The sequence below is a fragment of the uncultured Pseudoteredinibacter sp. genome, from assembly GCF_947502065.1.
Classification (GTDB): Bacteria; Pseudomonadota; Gammaproteobacteria; order Pseudomonadales; family Cellvibrionaceae; genus Pseudoteredinibacter.
In genome coordinates this window covers 292,251-313,109 of sequence record NZ_CANMYE010000004.1, presented here as the reverse complement: position 1 = coordinate 313,109, position 20,859 = coordinate 292,251, and the positions used below count along the sequence as shown (strand labels likewise).

At 47.6% G+C, this 20,859-nt stretch carries 19 protein-coding genes; 12 read left to right on the top strand and 7 right to left on the bottom strand.

What is annotated here, in order from left to right; genetic code table 11:
* Positions 1–5: 5 nt before the first annotated feature.
* Positions 6–2,807 (bottom strand): LPS-assembly protein LptD, encoded by a 2,802-nt coding sequence (locus Q1A41_RS12865; protein WP_299979574.1) that lies wholly within the window; start codon positions 2,805–2,807, stop codon positions 6–8.
* 233 nt (positions 2,808–3,040) lie between these two features.
* Between Q1A41_RS12865 and Q1A41_RS12860 the strand changes: the two genes are divergently transcribed.
* Positions 3,041–4,177: a phosphotransferase gene (locus tag Q1A41_RS12860; RefSeq protein ID WP_299979568.1), complete on the top strand. Its 1,137-nt coding sequence runs from the start codon at positions 3,041–3,043 to the stop codon at positions 4,175–4,177.
* A gap of 63 nt (positions 4,178–4,240) precedes the next feature.
* Entirely contained in the window at positions 4,241–4,915 is a 675-nt protein-coding gene (gene murU, locus Q1A41_RS12855; protein ID WP_299979565.1) for an N-acetylmuramate alpha-1-phosphate uridylyltransferase MurU, read from the top strand.
* Positions 4,916–4,960: 45 nt separating this feature from the next.
* Here murU and Q1A41_RS12850 read toward each other — a convergent pair whose 3' ends face one another.
* The gene (locus tag Q1A41_RS12850) at positions 4,961–6,076 is read right to left on the bottom strand and encodes a DUF3530 family protein (protein ID WP_299979563.1); all 1,116 of its coding nucleotides are present in this window, start codon (positions 6,074–6,076) and stop codon (positions 4,961–4,963) included.
* Between the two features lie 148 nt (positions 6,077–6,224).
* On the opposite strand from Q1A41_RS12850, the gene rpe reads away from it, so the two are divergent.
* From rpe to arsJ, 8 genes are all read left to right on the top strand, one after another.
* Positions 6,225–6,905, top strand: a complete 681-nt coding sequence (gene rpe, locus Q1A41_RS12845; RefSeq protein WP_299979560.1) for a ribulose-phosphate 3-epimerase — start codon at positions 6,225–6,227, stop codon at positions 6,903–6,905.
* A 277-nt stretch (positions 6,906–7,182) separates the two neighbouring features.
* Positions 7,183–8,871, top strand: a complete 1,689-nt coding sequence (ggt, locus tag Q1A41_RS12840; protein WP_299979558.1) for a gamma-glutamyltransferase — start codon at positions 7,183–7,185, stop codon at positions 8,869–8,871.
* A 76-nt stretch (positions 8,872–8,947) separates the two neighbouring features.
* The gene (locus Q1A41_RS12835; RefSeq protein ID WP_299979555.1) at positions 8,948–9,205 is read left to right on the top strand and encodes a YkgJ family cysteine cluster protein; all 258 of its coding nucleotides are present in this window, start codon (positions 8,948–8,950) and stop codon (positions 9,203–9,205) included.
* A gap of 75 nt (positions 9,206–9,280) precedes the next feature.
* Complete coding sequence (locus Q1A41_RS12830; RefSeq protein WP_299774017.1) at positions 9,281–9,562, top strand: DUF3144 domain-containing protein; 282 nt, start codon at positions 9,281–9,283, stop codon at positions 9,560–9,562.
* Between the two features lie 80 nt (positions 9,563–9,642).
* Positions 9,643–9,990 carry a DUF6164 family protein gene (locus tag Q1A41_RS12825; protein WP_299979552.1) on the top strand — a complete coding sequence of 116 codons (348 nt, stop codon included), beginning with the start codon at positions 9,643–9,645 and terminating at the stop codon, positions 9,988–9,990.
* 103 nt (positions 9,991–10,093) lie between these two features.
* Positions 10,094–10,393, top strand: coding sequence for a hypothetical protein (locus Q1A41_RS12820; RefSeq protein ID WP_299979549.1), 300 nt, complete (start codon positions 10,094–10,096; stop codon positions 10,391–10,393).
* Positions 10,394–10,505: 112 nt separating this feature from the next.
* Complete coding sequence (locus Q1A41_RS12815) at positions 10,506–11,510, top strand: ArsJ-associated glyceraldehyde-3-phosphate dehydrogenase (protein ID WP_299979546.1); 1,005 nt, start codon at positions 10,506–10,508, stop codon at positions 11,508–11,510.
* A 48-nt stretch (positions 11,511–11,558) separates the two neighbouring features.
* Positions 11,559–12,746 carry an organoarsenical effux MFS transporter ArsJ gene (gene arsJ / locus Q1A41_RS12810; protein ID WP_299979543.1) on the top strand — a complete coding sequence of 396 codons (1,188 nt, stop codon included), beginning with the start codon at positions 11,559–11,561 and terminating at the stop codon, positions 12,744–12,746.
* A gap of 82 nt (positions 12,747–12,828) precedes the next feature.
* Here the strand turns inward: arsJ and Q1A41_RS12805 are convergent, their stop codons facing one another.
* The gene (locus Q1A41_RS12805; RefSeq protein ID WP_299979540.1) at positions 12,829–13,188 is read right to left on the bottom strand and encodes a hypothetical protein; all 360 of its coding nucleotides are present in this window, start codon (positions 13,186–13,188) and stop codon (positions 12,829–12,831) included.
* A 571-nt stretch (positions 13,189–13,759) separates the two neighbouring features.
* Here Q1A41_RS12805 and tcdA point away from each other — a divergent pair.
* The gene (gene tcdA / locus Q1A41_RS12800; RefSeq protein ID WP_299979538.1) at positions 13,760–14,548 is read left to right on the top strand and encodes a tRNA cyclic N6-threonylcarbamoyladenosine(37) synthase TcdA; all 789 of its coding nucleotides are present in this window, start codon (positions 13,760–13,762) and stop codon (positions 14,546–14,548) included.
* A gap of 41 nt (positions 14,549–14,589) precedes the next feature.
* Here tcdA and Q1A41_RS12795 read toward each other — a convergent pair whose 3' ends face one another.
* From Q1A41_RS12795 to smpB, 4 genes are all read right to left on the bottom strand, one after another.
* Positions 14,590–16,224: an aminotransferase class V-fold PLP-dependent enzyme gene (locus Q1A41_RS12795; protein ID WP_299979535.1), complete on the bottom strand. Its 1,635-nt coding sequence runs from the start codon at positions 16,222–16,224 to the stop codon at positions 14,590–14,592.
* Positions 16,225–16,305: 81 nt separating this feature from the next.
* Complete coding sequence (locus Q1A41_RS12790) at positions 16,306–17,064, bottom strand: TatD family hydrolase (protein ID WP_299979532.1); 759 nt, start codon at positions 17,062–17,064, stop codon at positions 16,306–16,308.
* 40 nt (positions 17,065–17,104) lie between these two features.
* A complete protein-coding gene (locus Q1A41_RS12785; protein WP_299979529.1) occupies positions 17,105–18,451 on the bottom strand; it encodes a sodium-dependent transporter in 1,347 nt (448 codons plus the stop codon).
* A gap of 159 nt (positions 18,452–18,610) precedes the next feature.
* Positions 18,611–19,084 carry an SsrA-binding protein SmpB gene (gene smpB, locus Q1A41_RS12780; RefSeq protein WP_299979526.1) on the bottom strand — a complete coding sequence of 158 codons (474 nt, stop codon included), beginning with the start codon at positions 19,082–19,084 and terminating at the stop codon, positions 18,611–18,613.
* 346 nt (positions 19,085–19,430) lie between these two features.
* On the opposite strand from smpB, the gene Q1A41_RS12775 reads away from it, so the two are divergent.
* Positions 19,431–20,837, top strand: coding sequence for a sodium-dependent transporter (locus tag Q1A41_RS12775; protein ID WP_299979523.1), 1,407 nt, complete (start codon positions 19,431–19,433; stop codon positions 20,835–20,837).
* Positions 20,838–20,859 lie beyond the last annotated feature (22 nt).

Here is a 20,859-nt window from a genome sequence, read left to right as displayed (position 1 = left end):
AGTTCTTAGTTCCCAAACATTTCTTCGCGTTGCTGATAGCCGTAGATTGCATCTTTCAAGATGCTGCTTAAGCGTTTACCGGTACCACCTAGGCCTTTAAGTTGAATTTCAAAAAAGATACCGCTGTCTTCCTGAACTTGCTGGTCCACCAGCGTACCTTGGGTGGCCAAGAAGTTGTCGATCCAGCGACGTCCTACAAGGCGAATACGGTAGCAGCAGCTGTTATATTCGAACCCAGCTAAGGTCTCAAGTTCCCGGCTATTGGTGACATCGTAATTGCCCCGGCCGATTAGGCTCCAGCTATCGGAAACTGGCCAAATAAAGGATACATCGGCCTGTTCAATATCATTATCGAGCAGCTCGTTGCTGATGCCATTATTGTTAAAATCATTACTATCTAGCTGGCCATAATTGCGATCATAGCGATAACTTAAGTTAAATACCCGTGCTTCATCATCCATATAGCGGATATAAGCATTGCCTCGCTCTAAGCGATCATCGTACTGGCGCCAGGTTAAATCCAAGCCGTAGCGTAGGGTTTGCGATAGGCTGCCACTGAGCAAGAAAGCGTATTCAGATTGATCGCCGATCTGCCTTTCGAGTCTGTCTAGCTGTCTTCTTGCGCTTATGCGCTCTGCAATATTGCTTGATGAAAGCTGGGCAGTAAGTTGCTGACGTAGCTCCTCGGAATTGCTTAGGTCGCCAAATTCTCCATTTAGAGAAACTAAGCGATCTTCAAAGTAGAATATTTGCCCTAGGCTAATACGTAGCCATTCTTCGCCACTGCGCTGATTAATAAAGCGTGATGTTAGGCCCAATGACAGCTGATTAGCATCATCAATACGGTCAGCACCTACAAAGCGACTGGTTCTAAACAGTTGACTGTAACCAACGGTGGCATCAGAAGTGTCGAAGTCTATGTCGGCGCCGCCCAAGGTTAGGTTATAGAACTCATCCTGATCGGCATGATCGCTATAGAAATAGAACAAGCGTGGCTCAAAGGTCTGCTTGTAGTTTTTACCAAACAGATTGCCTTGGCGCTCGAAATAGATGGTGCTATCAAATCCGGCCATTGCCGCCGCTGCATTAGGGCTCTCATTGATACCGTCTTTTAAATTAATATCATCAAGCTGATAGGAAAGTGCGCGCGCTCCTATCATTGGGCGAATATAACCCCAGGCCCACTGTTGATCCCAGCTCAAACGATAATCTAGGCGAGCTCGATCACCAATAATTCGGTTGTTATTGCGGTCTTTATCGCTGTGGTCAAAACGGCTGTATTCGTTTAACAGCTCTGCACTGAAATCACCCCATTGATAATTGCCAATCGCTCGGATTGTCGGCAATTGCTTATAGGGTGATTCTAGGCCATTTACAATCGTTTGAAATTTTTCGGCTTTTACCGATACATCCCAGTTATCTAGGCGGTATCCGGCTAATGCTAATTGGCGAAGGTCGCTCACGCTGTTGAGTGAAAGGCTGGCGGTATCTAAATCGCGAAGGTAGTCACGATCACTTACTTGTGTGTAGTCGATACGGGAATACCAAGACTGGCCGCGACCTTTTTGCTCTACGCCGACTAACCAGCGATCTTCATCCAGATAAGGGCTTGCTTGACCCTCGCTGATAATACCTTCGTTAACTAGGCGCTGATTGTCCCTGTCGTTACCGCCTTCGTCTTTGGCTAAGTAGGCAATATCTGCTTCGGTTTCAAAATACTGATTGAGGTGGCGCAGTTCTGTTTCCAGCATAAAACCGCGATCATTGATATAGCGCGGAGTTAGCGTCATGTCGTAATTTGGCGCAAGGTTAAGATAGTAAGGCACGGCCAAATCTATACCGCCGCTATCGCCAGAACTAATCGATGGGAATAATAGGCCTGACTTACGTTTGTCGCCTACTGGAAATTGCAAATAGGGGGTGTAAAAAACGGGCACACCTTTGACGCGTAGAACAATGTCTCTAGCGGTTCCGACCTCAGTCTTAGGATCGATGTGGACCCTGGCGCCTTGCAAAAGCCAAGATGGATCTTCGGGCTCACATTGAGAGTAACTGGCCTCGGTCATCTCTAGGGTTTTATCTTGCAATCGGCTGATTTGACCTGCGCTACCATGAATACCTTGTTGATGAAGTACATACTGGGCGTTATGGACCTTAGCTTCTCCGGTGTCCATATCCATATCCATGGCATCGCCCTTAATCAAGACGCCTGGTTCACGCAAACGGATATTGCCATCTAATTCTGCTGTACTGGTTCCACGATCAACCATAGCTCGATCGGCTTCTAGTTGGCGGTAGCCTTGAATCATCTTTACGTCACCTTCCAAGGTGGCGCTGGTTTCTTGCATGGCTTCGGTCGAATCGGCGGAGAGGCGAAGCGGTGCGTTATCGGGATCAAGTTGGGCTTCTTCATCTTCTCGCATTGGCTCTACAAAAGCGCCGCAGCAGCCAGGGCTTAGCTTTTGGCGTTGTTCTTCAGAGAGTTGCTCTTGATTTACCCAGTCCAGTGGGTGGTAACTGCGCACGGATGTAGCATCGGCACTGCCTGCGGGGCCTTTTGAACCGCCTAAAAAGACATTGCTGCGCTGGGGGCGCTGGTAGCTTTCTGGGTTAGGTTTAGCTTCACAAGCCCAGTTCCCATCGATTGCTTGGCAATCCCATAAAGGACTGTCTTCTTGAGCAGCGGCCCAGTGAGCGGCTCCGCTACTGATTAGAGCAATGGCGACAGCAAGTGCTGATTTATGGCCAAGGACAGGAGTGGCAAAGCGCTTATCGCTTGCGCTAAATGGTTGGCGAGATTTAGCCATGCAGTTCGAAACCCAATTTATCTTGTCTACAAGCGGCCGGAAAATGAGATATTCGCCGGCATTATATTGTTGTTTTTAGTGCCGCTGAAGGTGCTCGTCAGCAGCTTTGGCAAACCGTCGATTCTACTTGGCTTATTGTATGCTGGCTACCGCTAGAGAGGCATTATTGCTCTCTAGAGAGCAAAAGCTGTTGAAAAATAACAGGCTGTTGATATCGAGCTTGGCATTTGTCTATGTGGCAGGTACAGTCCCAGCCAAATTCCAGTAGTTTGATCAGTATGTCAGCATCCGATAACACCCCAAAATCCAATCTCGATATCCGCCCACAGCTAGCCGATTGGCTGCAGCAGCAGTTGCAACTCGAGGAAAAGCCCGAACTGATGCCATTAGGTGGTGATGCGGGCTTTCGTTGCTATTTTCGCTTGGCGGGCCAGCCTAAAATGGATGGCGGTAATCTAATCGCTGTCTATGCTCCGCCTGAAGTTGAAAAGAACCATGAATTTGTCGCAGTGGCAGAGAAACTTAAGGAAATATCGGTAAATACGCCGACTATTCATGCTAAAAACCTCGACTTAGGCTTCTTCTTACTGGAAGACTTCGGTAATGAGCATCTATTCGACATTTTGGCCAAAGACAATGTCTTAGCTCTCTATGGGCGCTCATCTCAGCTATTGATCAATATGCAGATGACGGACAATTCCATCGCCTTGCCCCAATATGACGAGTCTGTACTTCAGCGCGAGATGGATTTGCTGCAGCAGTGGTTTTTACCTGAATTACTTGGCTATCAACTGAGCGCTGAAGAATCCGCCATGCTGGCAAACTGTTATCAATTATTGCTCGAAAGTGCGACAGGGCAAACTCAGCGCCTAGTGCATCGTGATTTTCATAGTCGCAATATTATGCTGGCTAATGAAGAGTTGGCGCTCATCGATTTTCAAGATGCCGTGTGGGGGCCCATTACTTACGACTTGGTTTCACTGCTCAGAGACTGTTATGTGTATTGGCCCAATGAGATTGTGCAGCAAGCACTGCAGCAGCATTGGGGCGAAATGCCGGAATCTTTGCGCGCAAACTTGAGCTTTGAAGAGTTCGAGTGTGACTTTGACTTAATGGGCTTGCAGCGCCATATCAAGGTTCTGGGTATATTTGCCCGCCTAGCTCTGCGTGATAAAAAGCACGCTTACTTGAATGATTTGCCTTTGGTGATCAGATACACCGTTGAGGTCGCCGAGAAGTACCCGCAGTTTGCCGCATTTGCTGATTGGTTTAAGCGCAAAATTATTCCATTGTGTGAGTCGCAGAGTTGGTATGTGGATTTTCGGCATGCCGGTGAGCAAGGCGCACATTTGAGCCGCGCGGCTCTCTAAATGATCGCTTAAATTTTATTGAGACGATAAGAAAGCAAAACGATAGGCTGTCGGGGAATATCTATGAAAGCGATGATCTTAGCGGCGGGCAAGGGGACACGTATGCAGCCACTGACGCGGCACACCCCGAAGCCTTTATTAATGGCCGCTGGTAAGAGCCTAATAGAGCATCAAATCGATCGCCTGAAAGTGGCGGGAATAACTGACATCGTTGTCAATGTGGCTTATCTTGGTGAGAAAATTATCCAAGCCCTTGGTGATGGATCTGAATTAGGCGTCGGTATTCAATATAGTGAAGAGCCTGAACCCTTAGAAACCGCTGGCGCCATCTCTCACGCATTACCTATATTGGGTGAGGAGCCTTTTGTGCTCGTAAACGGTGATGTTTGGTGTGATTTCCCATTAATTGAGCTGCTAAATCAGCCTTTAGGTGAGAATTTGGGGCGTTTGCTTTTCGTTGCGAATCCGGCCTTTAAAGATCATGGTGATTTCAGTCTTGAGCAGGGCAAGGTGTGCCAGTGTAAGCCGGGAGATGAGGGTTATACCTATGCAGGCATTGCGCTACTGTCGCCAACCTTGGTGGCTGATTACCCTGAGCGACGAAAGATCTTCCCATTGCGTGAAGTTTTTGATGCAGCGATAGCGCAGAACAAGCTCAGCGCTCAACTGCATCATGGCGATTGGCGAGATATTGGTACGGTAGATCGCTTAGAAGAGCTTCGCCGCGATTTAAGCTAAATTAAAATCTGGTTTATTTAAAACTTCTTGAATCAAGGTTTTATGTTAAGGCAAGGTTTTAGCTCGTCCTCTGACATAGCGATTTAAAAACCCCCGCACTCTTTTGCTCAGTGGGTTTTCCCCCTGCGCCAATTTGCTGGAATTCAAGGGTAGGCGCTGCTGCCGATAAACCGCTAGGCCAGCTCGTGCAGCTTCTGCTTTGCGCTTTTCAGCATCACGCTTACTGTGCTCGCTATCATCAAAATAAATATCCAGCACCGAAATGTTCAACTCAGCCAGTGCGGTAGGTAGTTTGAAATCTGCATCTCGCGGTAGGTTGTGAATAGCATTAATACTGACCAGCGCGGCAACTGGATTGGCCACCCGAGCTTGTGGGTTACTCGGCGCGGGTAACGGAATTGCCGATATCATTTTAACAGCCCGCACCGCAGCACTGCCTTCGCAAATGATGGCTATATTTAGCAGACCTTGTTGACGCAGGTACTCATAGCTTTCCATCAAACGCTCGAAAGCCTGGGTCTCAGGGTCGATACTCATGTTTACGGATTCCGGTGTTGGCAGTGTGCTCTCTTCTGCCATCGTGGCCTCAGCGTTAGCTGTAGTGTTTTCTGGCGTTGCTTGTGCCTCATTGGCGGCTGTAGTATCCGCTACCTCTGTTGGTGTTTTATCACCTTCCTCAGCGTTATTAATCGCTGTGTATTGCCTTTGCGGAATGCTGGCTGCTAGCGCCTCGGGTAAGCTGATAGATAAGCTTGTCCAACCGTGCTTGGCTAAGTTTTCGCTTAGTACCTTGCTTGTCTCTGGCCACAGAGCATGTTGTCCGTCGGCATGCAGGATTATAGCCGCGCCATTAGGGACGGGCTGCCATGCCGCTTGGTATATCGCCAAAAAGCTATCCGCCCCTTCACCTAGCCACAAAACAGTATCTGGGTCGCTTGCTTGGGCCAGGGCTGCCATGGATTGCATGGCGATATGCTGCTTATCCAGTTTAGGGCGTTCTATTGCGGCAGGGGCTGGTGCCGGAGAGGGCTTCTCGCCCCCGTTTTGTTCGGCCTGGGGCTCTGGCGATGTTTGTGTGTCTTCTTGGGCCCAAGTCGGAAAGGGGCTGCTTAGTAGCAGGCACAGTAAAGCCTTACGAAAAAGATCTGTGGCAAAAGTCATAATGCTAAAAGAGCCCATTATTTAATCACTGTTGGAATTCAACGTTGTATCGGCAAAAAGCCGTGGCTTTATTATAGCGGCTTGTGACAGTTCTGCGGCCGCAAGCTACAATAGCACCTTTGATTTAGCCTGGATTCTTAAAATAGCCATGAAAGACTTCAAAATAGCTCCGTCTATACTTGCCGCAGATTTCGCCCGCCTTGGTGAAGAGGTTGAAACCGTATTGGACAGTGGTGCCGATATTGTTCATTTTGATGTGATGGATAATCACTATGTGCCCAACCTGACCATTGGTCCAATGGTGTGTCAGGCATTAAGAAAATACGGCATTAGTGCCCCAATCGATGTGCATTTAATGGTGGAGCCGGTCGATGACATGATCTCCATGTTTGCTGATGCGGGCGCCGATTACATTACTTTTCACCCGGAAGCGTCACGTCATGTGGATCGCTCCATACAGCTTATTAAGCAAAAGGGCTGTAAAGCAGGCTTGGTGTTGAACCCTGCTACCCCCATTGATGCTGTCCGACATGTACTGCCGCAATTGGATATGTTGTTATTGATGTCGGTAAACCCGGGCTACGGGGGCCAGAAGTTTATTCCCTATACCTTGGATAAACTGCGCGAAGCTCGTCGTATGATTGATGAGATTGAGGCCAATAGTGGAGCTTCGATTCGCCTTGAAATTGATGGTGGCGTAACAGCTGATAATATCTACGAGATCGCCAAAGCGGGTGCTGATACCTTTGTTGCGGGCTCTGCTATTTTTGGCAAAGAAGATTATCGCGTTGCGATTGATAATATGCGCAAAGAATTGGCCAAGGTTTAAAGTGATCTATATCCGTTAAGCGGAGAACTTTTTGCGACAGAGCGCGGCGGCTTTTATTACGGTTGCGGCGCACCTTATCGTTTTAGTTTGGCAGTTCGAGAACTCGAAACGCATAAGCAAGAGCTCGTGCTAAGATTTCAGGCCACGGTTTTTCGGGCTCTCTTGCAAAAAATGGCTGGCCCTTGTTAACAGGCCCTTGTTTTACACCGTAGGCCTCCAGCCCAGTACCCAGAAGTACCCCTAGTTAAAAAGATTCCATAATAAACAAAGGTGTGCCATGAAAAAGCTGTTTCTTAGCCTTACTACCTTGTTGTGTTCCTCTGTACCCCTGGTGCAGGCCTATGATCGAATTACCGGTTCCGAGTTTGCTTCACGCTCAGAGGTGATTGCTCAAAATGGTATGGCTGCGACTTCTCAGCCCTTAGCGACTCAGGTGGCCCTGGATATTTTAAAAGCAGGTGGCAATGCCATTGATGCCGCTATTGCAGCTAATGCGGTCTTAGGCTTAGTAGAGCCAACGGGCAATGGTATAGGCGGCGATTTATTTGCCATTATCTGGGATGCTAAAACTCGGAAGTTATATGGTTTAAATGCCTCAGGTCGCTCGCCACAATCTTTGAGCTTGGATTATTTGAAATCCAAGGGCGATAAAATACCCTCCTATGGACCTTTGCCTGTTTCAGTTCCTGGTGCAGTAGATGGCTGGTTTGAAATGCACCAGAAGTTTGGCAAGCTGCCCATGGCAAGCTTGTTGCAGCCTACTATCGATTATGCGCGAAATGGCCTCCCAGTATCTGAATTGATTGCCTATTACCTAGATAAAAGTGTTGCCACTCGAGCGAAGTACCCAGGCTTCAAAGAAGTGTTTATGCCTAAAGGGCGTATGCCACTTAAAGGGGAAATATTTCGCAATCCAGCGTTGGCCAATACCCTAGAGAAAATTGCCAAAGAAGGGCGCGACGCTTTCTATAAAGGTGATATTGCTCGCGAGATTGATCGCTATATGAAAGCCAATGGTGGCTTTTTAAGCTATCAAGATTTGGCAGATCATCGCAGTGACTGGATTGAGCCTGTGAGCAGTAATTATCGCGGTTATGATGTTTGGGAGCTGCCGCCAAATGGTCAAGGTATCGCCGCCCTTCATATTTTAAACCTGATGGAAGGCTTTGATGTAAAGGCCATGGGCTTTGGCTCGGTGGATTATATTCATGCCTTTGTTGAAGCTAAAAAGATAGCATTCGCTGATAGAGCAAAATTCTATGCCGACCCAGATTTTAGCGATATTCCTGTTGCTAAAATTATTTCTAAAAAATATGCCAATCAACAGCGCCCTTCAATCAATATGGCAAAAGCGGCAAAGCGTGATCACGCAGGCCCCGTAGAGGGCGATACGATTTATATGACCACCGCCGATAAAGCCGGCAACATGGTATCGCTTATCCAAAGCAATTTTCGAGGTATGGGCTCTGGCATGACCCCTGAAAAACTAGGTTTTGTACTGCAAAATCGCGGTGAGCTTTTTAACTTTATTGATGGTCACCCTAATCAGTATGCACCTGCTAAGCGCCCCTTTCACACAATTATTCCGGCTTTTGTGACCAAAGATGGCAAGCCATGGTTGAGCTTTGGGGTAATGGGAGGAGCCACACAGCCCCAAATGCACGCTCAAATTGTTATGAATCTAGTGGATTTCGGGATGAACTTGCAGGAAGCGGGAGATGCTCCTCGAATATTACATACGGGCTCAAGCCAGCCTACCGGTGAAATAATGTTAGATGGCGGCTTTGTCAGCCTCGAATCTGGAATTAAGCAATCTGTGCGCCGAGAACTGGCCAAGCGAGGCCATGTTTTACGCGACAGCTTGGGAGCCTTTGGCGGCTATCAAGCTATTTTGCGCGACCTAGACAGTGGCGTCTATTATGGTGCTTCTGAAACTCGCAAAGATGGACAGGCGGCTGGCTACTAAGTCGCATCGAGCCCTTCTATAATTGGATTTAACACAGTTTCTGTGGAAGCTTCACGAAAGGTGCTAGAATCAGTTTATGGAGTGTCGAGAATCTTGTGGCGCCTGTTGTATTGCTCCTTCAATAAAGCAGGCCATGCCAAATATGCCTTCAGGTAAGGCTGCTGATGAGCTGTGTGCTAATTTAGATCCAGTGAGTTTGCAGTGCCGTATTTGGGGGCAGCAAGATTACCCAGATTTCTGTCGAGGCTTTCAGCCAGATGTGGATTTCTGCGGTGAAAATCGCGATCAAGCCATGCAGATCTTAAGCTTGCTTGAAGTGCAGACTCGCGCCTAGCAGGCCTACTGTGAAGGTATTTATCAATAACAAGCCGCTGTTGAGCGGTGTGATCGAAAACTTGGGAAGAAAACTATGGCGAAGCTGCCTGATGAACAACGCGAAATTCATGCAAATTACACCTCTCAATTTATTGAGCTGGCGAACAAGTTAAAAGATGATGGTGGCGATGTGCAAATCATCTCTGCAGCACTGATGAGTGCATCTGGTGTATATGCGACTTATACAACCTCTGGCAATGAAGGTTATTTGCATGAGTCTGGCATTGAAAAAGTGACTCAGGTTTACAAAAATAACCTGACCTTTATTCAGAATCTAAAGAAAGCTCAGGCCGAAGACGCTCAGGCCAATAGCTAATACAGATAGGCCAGTTTGCATAGCTGGCCATTGTTTTCCTTCTTACATGAGTTAATCCAGCCTTCTTTGCGAGTACTATCGTGGCGCATCTGCTTTATCGTCTAAATCAACTGCCTGAAGATGAAATCATTGAAATACGCCAATTGCTCGATGATGCAGGTATTGAATATTATGAAACCAGTGCCGGCAACTGGGGGATTTCTCTAGCGGCTATTTGGTTACATGACGACAGTCAATTGGAAGAGGCTAAGGAACATCTCGAAAAGTATCACCGTTATCGCGCACAGGCTGCACGTCAGCAACCTGTTGAAAGCTGGTGGTCACATGCCCGTCGCCGCCCAATCAAGGTCTTGGCCTTTTCAGCCTTAATCGCAGCTTTGTTTTATCTCCTATTAGCGCCTTTCGTTGCCATGATGACCTCTGCATAGTCAGCAGAATATTGATTAACTGCTATGCTTACAGCATCGTTGACATTGGCTCGTGATTGACAACTGAGCTGAAGGCCTTCTATTAAGTAAACAGGAGTTTGCTATGGCGCGCGCTGTTATTTTGCTGCTGATCGTTTTAGGGCTGCAGGCCTGTGGTGAGTCAGGCCATGAGCATTTCTGCTCGAAATATCAATATCTTCATGGCAAGTTGACCGAACCTGGTGTACTGCCCTTTCTGACTCTCAAAAAAATGTTACGTGAAGAGCTTAATGAGCCTGCTAAGCGTGAAGATGCCAAGATGGCTTTATTCGTGATTAGTGATATCGAACGTGGGCTGATACGGGGTGATGAAAGCCCAAGAGATTATTGCCTACGTCGCAAACGTTGGGAGGCTTACCGCTAGCCATTTTTTACCCTGGAGATTAAATTCATCAAATTGTCATATCTAGGGCTTTAAATATATGTTTTGGCGTATATAATGCGCCCCATATGTTTATAGCTTCGGAGGATGGGTGATGGCGGTTAAAGTGGGAATCAACGGCTTTGGGCGTATGGGGCGTTTGGTATTACGCGCCGCTTGGCAATGGCCGGAATTTGAATTCGTACAGATTAACGACCCTGCCGGTGATGCGGAGTGCTTTGCGCACCTGATGAATTTTGATTCTGTCCACGGAAGCTTTGATGGCAACTGTGTGGCCCAAGAGCAATCCTTGTTGTTAGGCCGGCATCAGATAGCTTTTACTCGCGAGAAGTCAATTGAGGCCGTCGATTGGTCGTCTTGTGATCTCGTCATTGAAGCCTCTGGAAAATTTAAGAGCCAGGCCAGCCTGAAAGCTTACTTTGATCAGGGAGTGAAGCGGGTTTTGGTTACGGCGCCGGTTAAGGAACCTGGGGTATTAGATACCGTATTGGGTGTAAACGATCATTTATTTGACCCAGCTAAGCATCGCATTGTCACTGCGGCTTCTTGCACCACCAATTGCCTGGCGCCGGTCGTGAAAGTTATTAAGGAAGCTTTCGGAATTGTGCATGGTAGTTTTACCACCATCCATGATATTACCAATACTCAAAGTATTTTAGATCAGGCCCATAAAGACCTGCGCCGAGCTCGTGCTTGTGGGCAGAGCTTGATTCCTACCAGTACAGGTTCGGCAACAGCTATTATGGAGATCTTTCCTGAATTAAAAGGGCGTTTAGATGGCCACGCAGTGAGAGTACCTTTGGCCAACGCCTCTTTAACTGATTGTGTCTTTGAGCTTGCAAAAGATACAACGGCTGAAGAAGTTAATGAGCAATTAAAACTCGCCAGTGAAACTCATCTAAGCGGTATTTTAGGCTACGAAACACGACCATTGGTGTCGGTGGATTTCAAAACTGATCCGCGCTCCAGCATTATCGATGCCTTAAGTACTCGAGTCATTAATTCTCGCCATGTGAAAATCTACGCTTGGTATGACAATGAGTGGGCTTATGCGAATCGTAGTGCCGAGCTTGCTAAGATGCTTGCCCTGCACTGCTAATCAATTGTTTTTTGCGTTGCTTTACTGGGACTTTTCGAGGCTAGAAAGATGAATAGTGGCATCCGCCAATATGCTCTGATCTGTGCGAATTACTGGGCCTTTACCATCACGGATGGTGCATTGCGGATGTTGGTGCTTTGGTACTTTCATCAGCAGGGCTTTGGCGCGCTAGCGATTGCCAGTTTATTTGTACTGTATGAGCTTTGTGGTGTTTTCACCAATTTATTTGGTGGCTGGCTAGGTGCACGAATTGGCCTAAATCAAACCATGAATGTGGGTTTGCTATTGCAAATTTGTGCGCTGGGTTTATTGCTGGTGCCAGCGGATATGCTGAGTGTGGCTTGGGTAATGATGGCTCAAGCTGGCTCGGGTATTGCCAAAGATTTAAACAAGATGAGCGCAAAGAGCGCCATTAAAAACTTGGTGCCCCAAGATCAATTATTCCGTTGGGTGGCACGGCTAACGGGTTCTAAAAACAGTTTGAAAGGTCTTGGCTTTTTTGTGGGGGCTGCGCTCTATCAATTTTTGGGCTTCCAGCAGGCTTTGTTATTGCTAATGGGTTTGTTGTTTATCGCTTTAGTGGCAAGCTTGCTGTTGCTTGATAAGCAATTAGGTCGTAGCAAGTATAGGGCGAAATTTACGGAGCTCTTCTCAAATAGCGCTGCCTTAAATCAGCTCTCTGGCGCCAGATTATTTTTGTTTGCTGCCAGGGATGTTTGGTTTGTTGTAGCTTTACCGGTTTCGCTTGCCCAGTATTTTGGCTGGGAGCATTCGGCGGTCGGTGGGTTTTTAGCTGTTTGGATTATCATTTATGGTGCCGTTCAAGGTTTTGTGCCGCAGTTACTAAAACAGCAAGATGCAGCTTCCAGGCTGTGTTTTTGGGCTGTGTTGCTGGCTATCCTAACCTTTGCTATCGCATTGCCATTATTATTTTTAGCGGCGGATAATATTGCGTTATCGCAGTTGTTACTGTTATTAGGTTTGCTTGCCTTTGCTGGAATCTTTGCGATTAATTCGGCCTACCATAGCTATTTAGTGGTTGCCTATGCGCGTGCCGACGGTGCTTCTTTAGACGTGGGTTTCTATTATATGTCGAATGCGCTGGGTAGGTTGCTTGGGACGATCTTGTCGGGTTGGATCTTTGCCAGCTTTGGCCTAGCGGCTTGCTTATTGGCCTCTGCTGCGATGTTGCTGGCCGCAGGGTTATTGGCGAGAGGGCTGCCAAATTGCGAATAGCCGTTTCCCTTTGTTGAAAAATAAGAGCCCATAAAAAAGCCCGCTAATCAGCGAGCTTTTTTGCTTTCTACCGCAGTTAGGATTAAACCGGCTCTACGGTATAGCTCACTGCATGTTGGCGGCGCTTGTCGCGAATTTTACGGAGCTGTCGCTGAGCAGGGATTTGCCATTGTGCAACGGTTTCAGATACGCAGTAGCCGCGGCTAATCAGCGCATTAATTATGGCATTGGCTGCCCCTAAAGCTTGCTGGCAGCGGTGATAAGGGCCTTGGCTTTTCACTTTATGTGGCTGCTCATCGCTGATGCCACCTAAGGCTATCAAGGAGTACAGCCCATCTTCTACAGGTTTAATATGTAGCTCGATGCGTTTTCCTGATGCCGCTAGCAAAACCACAGATGTCCCTATTTGAGGTAGCTTTAGATAGTTAAGTCGCATAGTCATTGCTTCTTTAGCTCGTTGGGTCGGCATCCCGCTGACCGAAAAGTTTATTTGGCAGCCAGACTTTTCAATAGGATCTGTAATTGGCTGTCAAATCCGCAGGCTTAGAATCCGTCTTCCGTCGCCAGGCCCTAGTGTTTAATTCAAGCCCTTGAAAAAAATGAGGATACTGGCGTCAAAAAACACCTATAGCTTCCCTTATCTCCAAGTGGGCGTCAAGTTTCAATCACTCTATAAGTGACTCTCGAATGTTTTTCTAAGCTATTGATATTAAATGTAATTTCGCTAAAAATTGGCTTTGATATTTAATTGACTGGGCGATAACTGGTCAAGGAACTATCTCTCTTTGTGAACTGGCTAACATTTTATGAAGCCAAAATTTTGGCGCCATGGCCGCTGTGCTCAGACCTAATTCATGGCGGGTAAATTATTTAAGGTGATAGGTGACATGGGTGGGGCTGGGTTACCTAGTGGGAGGGACAATTGGCAGCTTATTGTTTCGAGCTTGCCTAGAGCCAAAGGCATTAATTGAGTAAACTTGCGCCGTTTTAGCAGCCCTACAATTGGAAACCTTATGCTCAGTGAATCCTACCATCAACGCTTTTCCGGTATTGCTCGTTTATATGGTGAGAATAGCCTGATTCAGCTGGCTTCAGCTCATATGATGGTCATAGGTATTGGCGGTGTAGGGAGTTGGCTGGCAGAGGCCCTGGCACGTAGCGGGGTGGGTGAAATTAGCCTTGTTGATATGGATGAGGTTTGTGTCAGTAATATCAATCGCCAGGTGCATGCTTTGCAGAGCACGCTTGGTCAAAGCAAAATTGAATTAATGTCGGCAAGGCTAAAAGATATTAACCCCGAAATCAGGGTAAACTGTATCGATGACTTTTTAGACCAAGACAACATTTCTGAGCTTGTGGGCCAGGATATTGATGTCGTTATAGATGCAATCGATTCGGGTAAGGTAAAAGCTGCCTTGATCGCGTATTGTCGCTCCCATAAGCAACAAGTGATCACCTTGGGTAGCGCTGGCGGCAAGGTCAATCCTGCACGAGTCATCAGTGGGGATTTAAGCAAAACCATCAAAGATCCTTTGCTCGCTAGGGTTCGAAAAATACTCCGCCAGCAATACGGTTTTCCGCGTAACCCCAAGCGTGTTTTTTCTGTCGAGGCGGTATATTCGCCCGAGCAGATGCGATACCCCGATGGTGCAGGAGGCTTTACCGAGCAAAAACCCAAGCAAGATGCCGGGCAGGGCTTGGATTGCAGTGGCGGTTTCGGCTCTATTACCATGGTGACTTCGGTTTTTGCCATGCATGCGGCCACCCGAGCAATTGAGCGCTACTTAGAGCGTGCCCAATAAAGCTAATAGGCAAAAGGCAATGCGCAAACTATAAAAAGCACTTAGTCCTTTGCTAAATTTTGAAGATGTTCTACTAAACTGTAAACGCCGTTACTACGAGATGGGCTGAGGTAGTTTTTAAGCTGTAGCTCATCGATTGCTTTAGTGAAATCAAAGTCAGTAATTTCTTGGCTGCTGGCGCCTTCCACCCAGCTTAATATAAGAGCACTAATCCCTCTGATTAGACGGGCATCACTGTCGTGACGAAAATGCCAATGTCCATCACCTCGCTTGGCTTCTAGCCACAGGGCCGATTCGCAACCTGGAATTAATAAGTGGGCTTGTTGAATATCTTTTTTAGTGCTTATGTTTTTACCCCAAAGGATTAGCTGCTTCTGCCGCTGCTGCCAGCTTTTTGCCCGCTTGATCTCTTCCGCGCGCTTGCTGTCGAGTTCATTCGAGCTTAGTTCAGTTTCGCTTTTTATTTGTTCTTGAGCACTCAAGAACTCAGCGCAGGCATTTACCAAGGCTTCAATATCGTTAAGCTGGTTATAGGGGGCGATAGAGGCACGCAATAAACTACTTTGCCCTAACTCTTGCAATAATGGTTGGGTGCAATGATGTCCATGGCGAATGGCAATGCCATTTTGATCGAGGTAATCGGCCAACTCAATATTAAGTTCTTGTTGCTGTAGGCTAAAGCAAACGATCGCCGCCGTATTGTTTGCCTGACTAAAGAGCGTAAGCTCTGAAAATTCAGATAATCTATGATGAGCTTGCTCGCATAGATCATTGATGTGCTGTTGCATTTGTGTGAGTGGCCACTGTTTAAAGAACTGCAGTGCAGCACTAAACGCGGCGACATTGGCTGTTGCCGGGCTGCCCGCTTCGAAACGATGGGGGGCATTTAAATAGCTGCTATTTTGCAGGCTGACTTGCTGAATCATCCCACCACCGCTGAGCAAAGGAGGCAGATCATTAAGTCTTTCTTGTTTGCCATAGAGAATTCCCAGCCCTTCGGGGCCAAACATTTTATGGGCCGAAAAACAGAGGAAATCACATTCTAGTTCTTGCACATCAATCTGCTGATGCGCGATGGCCTGCGCTGCATCTACAATAAAGGTGCAGTGCTTGGGCAGAAGCTTTTTAAGTTCACCAAGTTGGCTACTGCAGCCCAAGGTATTCGAACAGGCCGTGATGCTGACGATGCGAGTTTTGTCGCTAATAAGCGGCTTTGCTGCTTGCCAATCCAGCTGGCCATTTTTAAGAGGTAGGAATTTCAGCTTCAGCTGTTTTTTCTCTGCGACTTCTTGCCAGGGAATTAAATTGGCATGATGCTCTAGCAAGGAAAGAATTATTTCATCGCCCGCTTGCAGGTTTTCTGCCAAGCCCTTTGCCAAGGTGTTTAGTGCGGCCGTGCAGCTTTGGGTGAAGACCATAGTGTTAGCATTTTCGGCGTTAATAAATTCTGCACAGCGGTGGCGACAGCTTTCAATGGTCTCTGTCGCGGCTCGACTAAAACGGTGGCTGCCGCGATGGGCATTGCCAACGGTAGATGAATAATAGGCGGAGAATGCTTCAATAACCGAAGCGGGCTTTTGGGTTGTTGCAGCATTATCTAAATAATGAATGGAGTCATCGGCCAGGGCAGGGAAGTAGCTTTTGAAAGCTTGCGGGTCAAAATCGGTTGTCTTCATGGCAGCTGCAGGTCTTATTTTCTCGTTTTGCTCGAACCTATGGTTCAGTTAATGATGCCATTGTCTCACAGATTTGGCGGCTCATTTAAGATCAAATAATGCACGGCTGTTAGCGCTGCTTTGCTCAGCAATATGATCGATATCTTGCTGGCGCAGATCAGCTAAGCACTGGGCTACTTCTAACAGTTGCAGTGGGCTATTACTCTGGCCTTGTTTGCCGAATAAAGGCATAGCGGGCGCGTCGGTTTCCAGTACAATTTTAGATAGCGGCAGCTCGCTGGCCATACGGCGAGTCTTTTGTGCCCGCGGATAGCTGATGCTGCCTCCAATTCCAATCAACATACCTTGGTCGATGTAGTTTTGGGCAAGCTCAATACTGCCGCTAAAGCCATGCACAACCCCACACAGAGGCTGCTGCTGTTTAAGAAGAGGGAGCAGTTCTTGTTGTGCTTTGTGGGCATGCAGAATAACGGGTAAGTTGCGCTCACTTGCCTGCTGTAGCTGCCACTGCAGAGCTTCGATATGCAGTGGCGTGATTCCTTTGCTGCCATCTAAACCGCACTCGCCGATCGCAATGCAGTTCGGATCTTGCAAGGCTTGCTCAAGCTCGTTTTTTAGGGTGTGAAAGTTATCTTCATCGACCCACCAAGGGTGTAATCCGGCCGCCCAATAACAGCCATCAAGTTTTTTGCATATGGCTTGGATTTTGGGCCATTGTTGTGGCTCAGTGGCAGGGATAATGAGCTGAGAAATATGATGTTCTTGGCATTGCTGCCAGAGCTGATCGACATTACTGAACTCGGGAAAGTCCAGGTGGCAATGACTGTCGATCAGCTCCATGATAGTAGCGTGATATGGCTAGTAGCTTGAAATGGCAGGCTTATAAGCTCTGCCAAAAACTTAGCAAAATTAGCGCCGGGCAGAAGAAGCGTACATAGATCGGCCATATCTTCCAGAACAGGCTATCTTCAATATCTTCATGACCTTCTTTGAGTTCGGCTAGCAAGCGGTCGCGATGCATAATCCAGCCTGCAAAAATACACAGCAAAATGCCAAGAATTGGTTGGCTGTATTTGGTGGTGAAATCCACGACTAGGCCAAATAGGCTGCTAAAATTCAAAATAATCACGGCGCTAACCGCAAAAATAATTCCGCCGATAATCATTGTTACCACTGGGCGAGAAGCATTACTGCGCTCTACCGCTCGGGCTACAGGAACTTCAAGCATTGAGATGGAAGACGTAAGCGAGGCAATAGTCATCAAGCCGAAAAAAGCAATAGCAACCCAAGGGCCGGCAGCTCCCATGGAATCAAATAGCACTGGTAACACCTGGAATATCAAATCGGGGCCTGCCAGTAGCTCGCCACTTTCACTGTAGATAGTAGCGCCATGGTGTTGCGCAACAAACATGGCGGGAATGATCAGTAGACCAGCAGTAAAGGCGATACCGACATCTACAGTCGTCACAATGGCGCCTAGGCGAGGCAGGCTGTCATCTTTGCTCAGGTAAGAGCCGTAAATCATCATAGTGCCAACACCTAAGGAGAGCGAGAAGAAGGCCTGCCCCATGGCGTTAACGATCAGTTGTGGATCAGAAAGCTGGCTGAGGTCTGGCAATAGATAAAGCTCTAAACCCTCGGCTGCGCCTTCTTGCATGAGAACATAAACGATCAGCAGAATCAGCAAGATAATCAGCGCTGGCATTAAGCGGCTGGACCAGCGCTCGATACCTGACTCAACGCCACTGGCGATAATCGCCATGGTAAGACCGGCAAACAAGCCGCCGAAGATTAAGTTGCGACTGTTACTTTGTTCGCTGAGCCAGCTCGTCGCAGCTTCCATGCTCAGCATATCGGTCACGGGGGCGAAGAGATAGGCCACCATCCAGCCGGCAATAATGGTGTAGAAGCTTAAAATTAAGCTCGCCACCACAATGCCATACCAGCCTACAAAGCGACCAAAGAATTTTGTCAGGGGGCTAGCTGCAACGGATGCTAAGCCGTCGACAGTATTGGAGCGTGAGTGTCGGCCTAGTGTTAATTCGGCCATCAAAGCCGGATAGGCCAAGCAGAATGCCAGAACTAAATAAGCCAGCACAAAGGCGGCACCGCCATTACTTGCTGTTTGGGTTGGAAAACCCCAGATATTACCTAGGCCTACGGCGGAGCCGGCGGCGGCCATGATAAATCCGGTTTTGGAAGAGAATTGTCCCCTAGGGCTGCTCATAATCTACGTCTCATTATTCTAGTTGGGTAGACGCTGCCGCACTCTTTTTCTTGAAAGACGGCAAATCATACTCGGTACAAGCTGATTTTGCCGCAATTTGAACAATGATGCGAGAAATTGGCTAAAAAGCCGGAAATTGGCAATATTTCTAACGGGATGCTATTTGGCTTGCATCAAACGTTGCTTTTGACGGTTCCAATCGCGCTGTTTTTCCGTTTCACGCTTATCGTGTTGCTGCTTACCTTTACCTAATCCAATCTGGCATTTCACCAGGTGGTTTTTCCAGTAAAGAGAAAGTGCGATCACACTATAACCCTGCTGCTCGGCGGCTTGGCGCAATTTGGCGATCTCTTTTTTATGCAGCAGCAGTCGTCTAGAGCGGGTGGGCTCGGTCACAAAGTGAGTTGATGCGCTGATCAGCGGCTGAATCTGGGCATTTAATAAAAATGCTTCGCCGTTTTTGAAAAACACATAACTGTCGGTAAGTTGGCCTTTGCCTTCGCGCAGGCTTTTAACTTCCCAACCCATTAGCTCTAGGCCAGCCTCAACCGTATCACTGATGTGATAGTCGAAACGGGCGCGTTTATTTTGAGCGATGGTATTGGGACTGGTTTTCTTTTGCTTCTTTGCCATGGCGGCGGATTATAAAGGTAAGTGTTCGGAAAACCTAGGGCCTGTTAATACTATTACAGCTTTCACTGTTAGAGCCAAAATCGTCTTAATCAAGGCGCGAGGCGCGTAGTTTGGTCATTCCAAATAAGCAACGAGCAACACAGAGTAAGGCGATTTTGGCCTAACCCAAAGGGGCCGTTCAGCTACCTTAGGGCTCGCCACAGTGGAAAAAGCACAATATGCTCACTCTGCCTTGCCGAAGCGATGAAATAAGAACGGCAGTGATGGCTGTATTAGTGTTAGCAGGCCCTACAATTATGCGTCACGCTTATGGCTGGATCTCAAGGCTAGTGGTAGCATTTCAACTATGGATAACGTTCAGGAAAATACAGTTGCACAGCCCGCAAGCGAGCTTTCTGCTAAAGCAGAGGCTCGTTGGCTAGGATATTGGCCCTTTGTCTGGGGGGCAACGGGCGCTGCGGTAAGCCTAATAAACTTATGGCGTTTCCCTTATTTGGTAGGGGAGCACGGTGGTGGCTTGTTTCTGCTGGTTTACTTGCTTTGTGTCATCGTCTTAGCCGTTCCGATTATGCTGGCTGAGGTACTGATTGGCCGCTTGGGGCGTGGCAACCCAGTATTGGCGGTGGCCAATGTGAGTCGCTTGTCGGGCATATCGAGCTTGTGGCGATTAGTCGGCTACCTAGTGATTGCCGGTAGTCTTTTGATTTTGCCGATCTACAGCGTCATGGGAGGCTGGGGGCTTGAATACCTAAGTATGAGCCTAGAGCATCGCTTTGCGGGGATAAGTTTTGCGACGAGTAAGGCTGAATTCGACCGCTTTTTGCTCGATCAAACATCTATGCTGGCCTGGCACTCGGCATTAATGATGACGGCCGTGCTTTTAGTTGCGGCGGGTATAAGGGTTTTGGCCTGGGTTCTTAAAATTCTCGTGCCGGGCATGTTTATCATTATGCTGCTTTTGGTGATGCAGCTGTCCTCGTTGGATGATTTTAGTTACGCCCTGGCTTGGATGTTTTCCTTTAGGCCCGAAGATTTCAGTTGGGATTCGCTCTTGTTAGCACTAGGTCATGGCTTTCTCACTTTGGGGGTGGGCTTGGGTGTTATGATGACCTATAGCGGCTATTTACCAAAGAGCAGTCAAATGGGGCGCTTAGTGTTGCGTATCAGTGTTCTGGATCTGCTTATTGCAGTTTTAGCTGGCTTGGTCGCTTTGCCTTTGTTGATGTCGATTCCTGAACAGGCTCCTGCAGCAGGCCCTGAATCCTTATTTGTGTCTTTACCTGCGGTGTTTGGCTCTTTAGATGGTGGCTTCTCGCTGGCCAATTGGTTTTATATTGTTGTTGTTGCCGTTGCTTTAAGTTCTATGGTGCCCCTTATGGAGCCTTTAGTAGCCCATATGGTTGATCGTGGCTGGCCACGTTACCAAGGCGCGATTTTTGCGGGTACGGTTTGTTGGACTATCGGCCTGGGCGTAGTGATGTCATTTAATCAATGGCAACAAGTCGAACTCTTAGATGGCATGAATTTTTCGCAGCTATTGGATTATGTGACGGCAAATGCATTGATGCCTATAGTGGGAATGATTATGGCAGTTATAGTTGGTTGGTTGCTGCCAATCGAGAAAGCACGTGAAGCATTTCAGCAAGATTCAAAATGGCGCTTCCAAGCTTGGTTGTTCTTGTTAAAATACGGCGCACCTTTATTGATCTATGCGATTTTTATCATGCCCATGTTGCAAAGTTGGCTAAAGTGATCGCGAAGCAGAGATTAAAGGT

Excerpts from the sequence above, each read along its gene's own strand:
- Q1A41_RS12860 (WP_299979568.1), top strand. The coding sequence starts at position 3,041 with ATGTGGCAGGTACAGTCCCAGCCAAATTCCAGTAGTTTGATCAGTATG.
- smpB (WP_299979526.1), bottom strand. The coding sequence starts at position 19,084 with ATGGCAAAGAAGCAAAAGAAAACCAGTCCCAATACCATCGCTCAAAAT.
- murU (WP_299979565.1), top strand. The coding sequence starts at position 4,241 with ATGAAAGCGATGATCTTAGCGGCGGGCAAGGGGACACGTATGCAGCCA.
- arsJ (WP_299979543.1), top strand. The coding sequence starts at position 11,559 with ATGAATAGTGGCATCCGCCAATATGCTCTGATCTGTGCGAATTACTGG.
- Q1A41_RS12835 (WP_299979555.1), top strand. The coding sequence starts at position 8,948 with ATGGAGTGTCGAGAATCTTGTGGCGCCTGTTGTATTGCTCCTTCAATA.
- Q1A41_RS12830 (WP_299774017.1), top strand. The coding sequence starts at position 9,281 with ATGGCGAAGCTGCCTGATGAACAACGCGAAATTCATGCAAATTACACC.
- rpe (WP_299979560.1), top strand. The coding sequence starts at position 6,225 with ATGAAAGACTTCAAAATAGCTCCGTCTATACTTGCCGCAGATTTCGCC.
- Q1A41_RS12785 (WP_299979529.1), bottom strand. The coding sequence starts at position 18,451 with ATGAGCAGCCCTAGGGGACAATTCTCTTCCAAAACCGGATTTATCATG.
- Q1A41_RS12805 (WP_299979540.1), bottom strand. The coding sequence starts at position 13,188 with ATGACTATGCGACTTAACTATCTAAAGCTACCTCAAATAGGGACATCT.
- Q1A41_RS12820 (WP_299979549.1), top strand. The coding sequence starts at position 10,094 with ATGGCGCGCGCTGTTATTTTGCTGCTGATCGTTTTAGGGCTGCAGGCC.
- Q1A41_RS12815 (WP_299979546.1), top strand. The coding sequence starts at position 10,506 with ATGGCGGTTAAAGTGGGAATCAACGGCTTTGGGCGTATGGGGCGTTTG.
- Q1A41_RS12865 (WP_299979574.1), bottom strand. The coding sequence starts at position 2,807 with ATGGCTAAATCTCGCCAACCATTTAGCGCAAGCGATAAGCGCTTTGCC.
- tcdA (WP_299979538.1), top strand. The coding sequence starts at position 13,760 with ATGCTCAGTGAATCCTACCATCAACGCTTTTCCGGTATTGCTCGTTTA.
- Q1A41_RS12775 (WP_299979523.1), top strand. The coding sequence starts at position 19,431 with ATGGATAACGTTCAGGAAAATACAGTTGCACAGCCCGCAAGCGAGCTT.
- Q1A41_RS12790 (WP_299979532.1), bottom strand. The coding sequence starts at position 17,064 with ATGGAGCTGATCGACAGTCATTGCCACCTGGACTTTCCCGAGTTCAGT.
- Q1A41_RS12850 (WP_299979563.1), bottom strand. The coding sequence starts at position 6,076 with ATGACTTTTGCCACAGATCTTTTTCGTAAGGCTTTACTGTGCCTGCTA.
- Q1A41_RS12795 (WP_299979535.1), bottom strand. The coding sequence starts at position 16,224 with ATGAAGACAACCGATTTTGACCCGCAAGCTTTCAAAAGCTACTTCCCT.
- ggt (WP_299979558.1), top strand. The coding sequence starts at position 7,183 with ATGAAAAAGCTGTTTCTTAGCCTTACTACCTTGTTGTGTTCCTCTGTA.